The sequence below is a fragment of the Citrobacter sp. wls827 genome (assembly GCF_005280875.1).
Lineage (GTDB): Bacteria > Pseudomonadota > Gammaproteobacteria > Enterobacterales > Enterobacteriaceae > Citrobacter > Citrobacter youngae.
Genome location: NZ_SZWR01000017.1, coordinates 531,852 through 536,177 on the forward strand (window position 1 = coordinate 531,852; position 4,326 = coordinate 536,177).

6 protein-coding genes are annotated in these 4,326 nt (G+C 50.4%); 4 read left to right on the plus strand and 2 right to left on the minus strand.

Annotated elements, in window-relative coordinates; all coding sequences use genetic code 11:
* Positions 1-633 (minus strand): MarC family NAAT transporter (locus FDX03_RS13100; RefSeq protein WP_137346037.1); only part of this gene is annotated, 633 nt, incomplete at its 3' end.
* 257 nt (positions 634-890) lie between these two features.
* Here FDX03_RS13100 and marR point away from each other — a divergent pair.
* Genes marR through marB form a run of 3 tightly spaced genes read left to right on the plus strand, consistent with a single transcriptional unit; the run spans position 891 to position 1,976 of the window.
* Positions 891-1,325, plus strand: coding sequence for a multiple antibiotic resistance transcriptional regulator MarR (gene marR / locus FDX03_RS13105; protein ID WP_048211693.1), 435 nt, complete (start codon positions 891-893; stop codon positions 1,323-1,325).
* 18 nt (positions 1,326-1,343) lie between these two features.
* Positions 1,344-1,727 (plus strand): MDR efflux pump AcrAB transcriptional activator MarA, encoded by a 384-nt coding sequence (gene marA, locus FDX03_RS13110; protein WP_140168326.1) that lies wholly within the window; start codon positions 1,344-1,346, stop codon positions 1,725-1,727.
* A 30-nt stretch (positions 1,728-1,757) separates the two neighbouring features.
* Positions 1,758-1,976, plus strand: coding sequence for a multiple antibiotic resistance protein MarB (gene marB / locus FDX03_RS13115; protein WP_048211695.1), 219 nt, complete (start codon positions 1,758-1,760; stop codon positions 1,974-1,976).
* A gap of 31 nt (positions 1,977-2,007) precedes the next feature.
* On the opposite strand, the gene eamA is transcribed toward marB, so the two are convergent.
* Positions 2,008-2,907 carry an O-acetylserine/cysteine exporter gene (gene eamA / locus FDX03_RS13120; RefSeq protein WP_101743072.1) on the minus strand — a complete coding sequence of 300 codons (900 nt, stop codon included), beginning with the start codon at positions 2,905-2,907 and terminating at the stop codon, positions 2,008-2,010.
* A gap of 198 nt (positions 2,908-3,105) precedes the next feature.
* Between eamA and ydeE the strand changes: the two genes are divergently transcribed.
* Positions 3,106-4,293 carry an efflux MFS transporter YdeE gene (ydeE, locus tag FDX03_RS13125; protein WP_048211697.1) on the plus strand — a complete coding sequence of 396 codons (1,188 nt, stop codon included), beginning with the start codon at positions 3,106-3,108 and terminating at the stop codon, positions 4,291-4,293.
* Positions 4,294-4,326: the final 33 nt, after the last annotated feature.

Consider the following 4,326-nt stretch of genomic DNA (forward strand, 5'->3'; position numbering starts at 1 on the left):
GTTAATAATAAACTGCACACCCATACACACCAGCAGGAAGCCCATCAGACGGGAAATAGCTTCGATCCCGCCTTTCCCCACCAGCCGCATAATTCCGCCAGAACTGCGCAGACATCCCCACAAGATAATCCCGACGACGGCAAAAATAATGGGCGGCGCAACCATGATCACCCAGTCCGGGAATTCGGAACCGTGCCGCACGGTAGAGGCCGAACTGATGATCATTGCAATCGTCCCCGGGCCGGCAGTACTCGGCATGGCCAGCGGAACAAAGGCAATATTGGCCGTCGGTTCGTCCTCCAGTTCTTCGGATTTGCTTCTCGCTTCCGGAGAATCATGCGCTTTCTGCTGAGGGAACAGCATACGAAAGCCGATAAACGCAACGATTAACCCGCCCGCAATACGCAACCCGGGAATCGAAATCCCAAACGTATTCATTACCACCTGCCCGGCGTAGTACGCGACCATCATAATGGCAAATACATAGACAGATGCCATTAATGACTGACGGTTACGCTCTGCGCTGTTCATGTTGCCAGCAAGGCCGAGAAACAGCGCCACGGTGGTTAACGGGTTTGCCAGCGGTAACAGGACTACCAGCCCCAGTCCTATTGCTTTAAACAAGTCCATCATAATGTCATCTTTCCTGTGCGTTTTTCGTCAACGGCAAGTATAAGGGCAAACTCCAAGGTTAAGCCATGTTGTCGATGTAAGGATTCATTAGTTCTCTTTACGCATAAACCCTACGGATCAGAACGTTAAAAACGCGCTATGCGTAGCGCGTTCCTGATGTTTTAGCAAAACGTGGCATGCGGCCACTCATTCATTTGACTTATATTTGCCTAAGCAATAATATCAGCCGTGACTAACTACTTGCCAGGGCAACCATTGTGAAAAGCACCAGTGATCTGTTCAATGAAATCATCCCACTGGGTCGTTTGATCTACATGGTTAATCAGAAAAAAGATCGTTTATTAAACGACTATTTGTCACCGCTGGATATCACAGCATCGCAGTTTAAGGTGCTCTGCTCCATCCGTTGTGCGGTGTGCATTACCCCTGTCGAATTGAAAAAAGTGCTGTCTGTCGATCTTGGCGCCCTGACGCGGATGCTGGACAGACTGGCCTGTAAAGGCTGGATAGAAAGGCTTCCGAATCCACATGACAAGCGCGGTGTACTGGTGAAACTCACCGAGCACGGCGCAGCAATTTGCGAGCAGTGTCATCAATTAGTAGGGCAAGACCTGCACCAGGAACTAACAAAAAACTTAACGGCGGAAGAAGTAGCAACACTTGAGCATTTGCTTAAGAGGATCCTGCCGTAAACAGAAAGAGGTATGACGATGTCCAGACGCAATACTGACACAATCACTATTCATAGCATTTTGGACTGGATCGAAAATAACCTTGAATCGCCACTCTCGCTGGAAAAAGTGTCTGAGCGTTCAGGTTACTCCAAATGGCACCTGCAGCGGATGTTCAAAAAAGAAACCGGTCATTCATTAGGTCAATACATCCGTAGCCGCAAAATGACTGAAATAGCGCAAAAATTGAAAGAGAGTAACGAACCGATCCTCTATCTTGCAGAGCGTTACGGTTTTGAGTCTCAGCAAACGCTGACCCGGACCTTCAAGAACTATTTTGATGTACCGCCGCATAAATATCGGGTGACGAATATGCATGGCGAATCCCGGTATTTGCTCCCGCTCAATCAATGCAATTGCTAATCGCCAGTTAACGACGTAACCGAGGAAATCATGAAACTTCTGTCTTATGCGATGCTGGCCCTGCTGCTTGTTGCGTCGGGCCAGAGCATGGCGGAACAGACCCCGCAACCGACAACGCAAAATAATCGCGACGCGATGATTATGCCCCCTGCGCACGATCAGTCCCCGTTCGATTTTAATCATATGGGTGCCGGCAGCGATAAATCCGATGAGTTAGGCGTGCCTTATTACAATATGCACAGCCTGTAATTATTTAGCCCCGTCACTGCGGGGCTTTTTTTTAACCCTTCACCTGCACAATCTTGCGCAAGCGAAAACCGAACACGTTGATATACAACCCCGCCATGATCAACAACGCACCAAGCAGTTGCAGCCCGGTTAACGTTTCATCCAGCAGCACAGCGGCACTGGCCAACCCTACCACGGGTACCAGCAACGACAATGGCGCAACACGCCAGGTTTCATAGCGCCCCAGCAGAGAACCCCAAATGCCATAGCCCACAATGGTCGCCACAAAGGCCAGATACACCAGGGACAAGATGGTAGTCATATCGATCGCCACAAGGCTCTGCACGATTTGCGCTGGGCCATCAAGCAATGCCGATGCCAGAAAAAACGGTACGACAGGAATTAATGCGCTCCACACCACCAGCGACATGACCGCTGGACGCGAAGTATGCTGCATAATTTTCTTGTTAAAGATATTGCCGCAGGCCCAGCTCAGTGCCGCCGCCAGCGTCAGCATAAAGCCAAGCATACCAACATGTTGTCCATTGAGACTCGCCTCAATCAATACCAGCACACCGAACACCGCCAGCGCGATACCGACCAGTTGCTTCCCCTGTAAACGCTCGCCAAAGGCGAACGCGCCCAGCACGATAGTGAAAAAAGCTTGCGCCTGTAAAACCAGCGATGCCAGACCGGCAGGCATCCCAAACTTGATGGCGCTAAACAGAAAAGCGAACTGACCGAAGCTGATGGTCAGGCCATAGCCAAGTAACAGCGAGAGCGGGATCTTCGGGCGGGCAACAAAAAAGATTGCGGGAAACGCCACCAGTAAAAAGCGCAAGCCTGCCAGCATCAACGGCGGCATATTGTGTAGCCCCACCTTAATGACAACAAAGTTCAGCCCCCAAACTACGACAACCAGTAACGCCAGCAACCCATCTTTACGCGACATACCACCGCCCCTGCAAATATTAAATTTTTGTAAACAAGTTAAGGTAACGGAAATCGTTGTACCGTAACAGATCATTAATTCAGGTAGGCCACACAGGGCATTTTCAGACAACTTATTGAGTGTACATCACACTTTTAGCATGCTATTTGTTTCTGATATCTAAAAAAAACATAACAACATGCATTGTCGGGCAGAAAAATGAATATCTCACTGAGAAGGTCCACTCTCGCGTTACTCGCGTCATCTTTGTTATTAACCATTGGACGCGGAGCCACGCTACCATTCATGACGATTTACCTCAGTCGTCAGTATGGCCTGGGTGTCGATCTGATCGGTTATGCAATGACAGTAGCACTGACTATTGGCGTCGTTTTCAGTCTTGGATTCGGCATCCTGGCCGATAAATTTGAAAAAAAACGCTTTATGCTACTGGCGATCGCGGGCTTTGCTTGCGGCTTTATAGCGATTCCTCTGGTGCATAACGTGGTGGTGGTGGTTCTGCTCTTCGCGCTGATCAACTGTGCCTACTCCGTGTTTGCCACGGTGCTGAAAGCCTGGTTTGCCGATAACCTCTCAGCCACCACTAAAACAAAGATTTTCTCACTTAACTACACCGTGCTGAACATCGGCTGGACCGTTGGCCCGCCGTTGGGCACGCTACTGGTCATGCAAAGCATTAACCTGCCGTTCTGGTTGGCGGCCATATGTTCAGCCTTCCCGCTGGTGTTTATCCAGACATGGGTAAAACGCTCCGCAATTCCCTCTGAAGGTTTGAACGCGACAGTCTGGTCACCCTCAGTTTTGCTGCGCGATAAAGCATTATGCTGGTTTACGTTGTCTGCTTTTCTGGCCTCGTTTGTCGGTGGCGCATTTGCATCCTGTATTTCTCAGTACGTGATGGTGGTTGCCGATGGTGATTTTGCTGAGAAAGTGGTGGCGGTCGTCCTGCCCGTCAACGCAGCAATTGTGGTATCGCTGCAATATGCTGTCGGACGCAGACTGACGTCTGCAAACATTCGCCCGCTGATGGCTGCGGGTACACTTTTTTTTGTTATCGGTCTGGTCGGTTTTACCTTCTCTGGCAACAGCCTGCTGTTCTGGGGGATTTCAGCCGCCTTTTTCACCATTGGCGAGGTCATCTACGCGCCGGGTGAATACATGCTGATCGACAACATCGCACCGGCAGGTATGAAAGCCAGTTACTTTTCCGCCCAGTCACTGGGCTGGCTTGGCGCGGCGGTAAACCCATTAGTCAGCGGGGTCATCCTGACCACACTGCCCCCATGGTCGCTGTTTGTCGCACTAATGGTGGCGATTGTCCTGGCCTGGGCGTTAATGATAAAAGGCATGCGCGCCAAACCCTGGAGCCAGCCGGCAGTCTGCTGAAAATTACTGCGACAGTGCCAAAACGGCACTGTC

What these genes read in the sequence shown, in the direction of transcription:
- marA (WP_140168326.1), top strand. Translation starts at nt 1,344, where the DNA reads ATGTCCAGACGCAATACTGACACAATCACTATTCATAGCATTTTGGAC.
- marB (WP_048211695.1), top strand. Translation starts at nt 1,758, where the DNA reads ATGAAACTTCTGTCTTATGCGATGCTGGCCCTGCTGCTTGTTGCGTCG.
- eamA (WP_101743072.1), bottom strand. Translation starts at nt 2,907, where the DNA reads ATGTCGCGTAAAGATGGGTTGCTGGCGTTACTGGTTGTCGTAGTTTGG.
- ydeE (WP_048211697.1), top strand. Translation starts at nt 3,106, where the DNA reads ATGAATATCTCACTGAGAAGGTCCACTCTCGCGTTACTCGCGTCATCT.